Below are 443 nucleotides of genomic sequence, written 5' to 3'. Positions count from 1 at the left end.
GCTGTAGCGGGTAAATCATAAGACTTAGAAACAAATCCTACTTCTTCACAAGCACGGCGCTTACTTCCCACATAAACTTGTGAGGCGGCATCTTCACCTACGAGGACTACAGCAAGTCCTGGTGCTCTTAATCCAGCATTCACACGCGCTTTTACACGTGCAGCTACTTCAGAGCGTACTGTTTGAGAGATAAGTGTTCCGTCGATATTTTGAGCTGTCATGACGTTCCTTGATTCGGGATGGTTAATACTTATAAAACTATTGTCGCAGAATTTGTTAACAACATCCATAAGCAAACGTTTGCGTCAGGGTTGAATCGCAGAATTAAACGGCGCATGACTCTTTTTTAGGCACTTAAACCATAAACAATAATAAACCCATTGCTTTACGTCATTCAATTCGTATAATCCTTTCCTGTAGCGCACCCTTAGCTCAGCTGGATA

Annotated in this window: 1 protein-coding gene; it reads right to left on the bottom strand. The window is 42.4% G+C overall.

What is annotated here, in order from left to right; genetic code table 11:
• The coding region (locus BCU12_RS10160; RefSeq protein ID WP_277871265.1) for a tetrahydrofolate dehydrogenase/cyclohydrolase catalytic domain-containing protein at nt 1–221 on the bottom strand (221 nt) is incomplete at its 3' end.
• Between the last annotated feature and the right edge of the window lie 222 nt (nt 222–443).

The organism is Vibrio sp. 10N.261.55.A7, from assembly GCF_002877365.1.
Taxonomy (GTDB): Bacteria; Pseudomonadota; Gammaproteobacteria; order Enterobacterales; family Vibrionaceae; genus Vibrio.
The sequence above is the reverse complement of the archived record's forward strand: the minus strand, read 5'-3'. Positions and strand labels throughout refer to the sequence as shown.